At 36.0% G+C, this 3,382-nt stretch carries 1 protein-coding gene; it reads right to left on the minus strand.

The genetic code is table 11. The features are described from left to right. A partial coding sequence (locus tag E1297_RS03410) for an AMP-binding protein (protein WP_155133889.1) occupies window positions 1-3,162 on the minus strand: 3,162 nt, incomplete at its 3' end. Between the last annotated feature and the right edge of the window lie 220 nt (window positions 3,163-3,382).

Below are 3,382 nucleotides of genomic sequence, written 5' to 3' on the forward strand. Positions count from 1 at the left end.
CAGACGTGCACCGACAACATAAGCTTGCGTATTATGAATAGGCCCGCCAATATTTGCCGGTTGTGTTTCTTCCGATATTTCAACGCCCGTTACTGTTATTGTGGACTCCGTAGGGCCGTATGTATTAAAAGATTTATCCGATATAGACCTCATAAACTGCATTACTTCACGGTTAATTACTTCTCCGCCAGAAATCGCACATGAAATACTTTGAAAAGGCAATTTTGAATTTTTCAACTCCTGCCACAGTGTCGGCGTCGCGTGTATAAAGCTAGGCTTATACTCGTTTATTATTCTCTGAATATAATTCTTGTCCGATATTTCTTTCGGGTTTACCATTAATAGGCAGCATCTATAGACTATTCCTAATAATACCTGTTCTACAAACACATCAAACAAAACGCTTGACGACAATAATATTCGATCCACTGACTTCAAATCGAAGTCCTGTTGACTCGCCCACAAAAAATTTCTCAGCGCGGCATGGGTTATCATTACACCTTTCGGTTGGCCAGTCGAACCAGATGTATACATGACATAAGCTAAGTTTTCAGGAGTGATCGAATTTACGAAATCGACGCAGAAATTATCTAAATTTAAATAATCACGTTTTGCTTCTTCAATGGATATTTTAATAACGTTTTTTAATTTCTTATTCTCAAAAATTTCTTTTAATTTATGATTTGCAAATAAATAATTTGGCCTTGCGTCATTGACGATGTATTCGATTCTCTGAATCGGCAAATCTGGATCCAATAATAAAAAAGCGCCCCCGGCTTTTAAAACAGATATCACAAATAATATTAAATCTATTGATCTATCTGTACATATGGCTACAATGCTATCTGTTACAACGCCGCAATTCCTTAGGTACACAGACAAACTATTTGATTTTTCAAATAATTCTTTATATTGAATATCCTTACCACCGTGTCTAATCGCGATACTGTTCTCGTTTTTTTCCGATAATTGTGTTAACAAATTTACGATATTATAATCATTTGGGATATCACATCCCGTATTATTGAATCTGTTTGTGATTAAATCATATTGATTATTATTAATAATATATATTTCCGCAAATGGCTTATCTAAATTTTCATGTACATTCTGAAGAAACGAAGTTAGATATCGGCAATGAAGCGCAATCGTTTTCTCACAAAAAACAGATTCATTATAATCTACTAATAATTCAAACGGCTGATTTCTTCCAACATTCGAGTAGAAAAATGTAATGTCACTACGTTGGCCGGATACGGGGCTCCAAAATAACTCGCATCCATTTATTGAAATAGCTTTTGAAGAAATTAGTACATTTACGCAAACCTCTTGATATCTATTATTTAGATTTAATGTCTTATTGAATTCTCCAAAACAATTTATACCATGAGTATGTATTAATTTGTTCGATGAACAGTGTTTTTGAATTAAATCGCGAAGCTTATCCTCTGGAGAGGCTTCTACGATGAACGGAATAACGTTTGAAAAACAACCTTTTACATTTATTTGCTTTCGTTCACGTCCTAATCCAGCCTCTGCAATTGTTATTTCTCTTTGTCCACTCATTTTTAATAGATACATTCCAGTAAGAGAAGACAATAAAGCGTTAAGTGTTACTCCGAGTTTGGCAGAAACAACTCGAAGCCGTTCTATTAACTGGATATTTAATTTGACATGAACGCTTTTAATATCTCCCGATTGGCCAATATATTGAGGGTAGTCGGCCAGTTTTTCGATCAACGGAATATCCGTTGCATTTTTTTCAAAGTACTTTTTCCAAAAAACTAAGCCGTCCTCAATTTTGGGGGAGTATCTCAATAATTGGTCATGTCGAATTTCCGAAAGGAAGGTATTTTTTGGTAGAATCAAAGGAAATCCATGCGACTGGATTTTATCATAATTTTTGCAAACATCATCAAATAAGCGGACCACACTCCAGCCATCCAAATAAAGATGCGAACATCGAAATGCTAGTATCGGCGCTACGCCTGAGCCAAAAAAGAGCGTAAAATCGCCGCGCCCATCGCCGTCTTCTGTTCTACTGATGTGCCACTTCTGTATTTCTTCAAAGGTTATTTGTTGCCATTGTAATTTCGTTATCACATCAATTGAGGAGATATTTATTCTGCACTCACGGTGCCGCGATTGAACACCATCTTCCGATATTTTTAGGAATGCAAATTCACTGCTCCATATAACCTCTTGCATCGCGGTCATTAAATTGGAATGATTTACATTATTTGGCAATCGTAACGTTGCAGCGACGTAATTTGTTTTTTGAACGTCTCGACTCGCTTGTTCAGATAGCCAAATATCACGTTGCGAGTTGTTTAAAGGATACCAAGCCAACGCCTCTTCTAAGTTTTGCTCTAATGTTTTTTTTGATTTTTGTGCGGTTGACATTACGCTGCATTGTGGAAGCACTTCACGACATATCTTATCAACGGAAGTTTCCGGAGTTCTGACCATCAATATCGTTATTTTCGATATAATACGAGCCATCGAAATTACGAATTTTTCATCAACTACTAACGAATTATAAAATAAGTTTAAGTTTATGTTTTTTGAATGCGGTTCGTAATCTATGATCAGGTCTAACCCATTTGGAAAATCCGCAAAATCTGGCGTAGGGTCTTTAGTCTTTATGCACAAAACCTGGAATATCGGGTTTACACCAGACGGGGGAAACACCCCCAGAGAAGATGCGACGGAATCACAGTCTAACAAACCGGTATTTTGCGCGTTTAATTCAGCTTCTTTTGCTTGAGCGACGAGAAAGGATACAGAATTCTCCAATTCTATATTGAACCTCGCTGCAAAAAAAGACTTATCAGGTCTATCATTTTTACTAATAATACCTAAAACAATATCTTTAGAATCTGTAATGATTGATAAAAAAACTGCTATTGCGCATTGCAGCTTCAGGAATATTTGTTCGTTGTCAAAATTATTATTATCTCCGAAGATCAATTCTTCTGAACTCGAAAGTTCCTTGTACACTGTAGATAGATTAATTGATCTCTTGCGATAGGGGTTCAAATCTATATAACATGGCGCGCCGCTTAAGTATTTATACCAATATCTTTTTTTATCCACGCAATTTTGATCATACTTTTTCATTGTAGCACCACGTCGTGATTCAGTAATAATATTAATTTTCATACCGAGACCGTTGCATGAAATTTTTCATACTGGGCGTAAGTTAAATTCGGGAACACATTTTTAAAAAATTCTACATTACGTGATAGTTACACAAATAATAATTAATTTTATTTAGAGCTGTCTACGATAACCAGTTATACTATTTCGAACTGCATTTGTTGCCAATGGCACCTCAAATTTCTCCAAAATAGGCGTTGTTGCGTAATTGCGCTCCCGGATT

It is taken from the genome of Roseibium sp. RKSG952 (genome assembly GCF_009711355.1).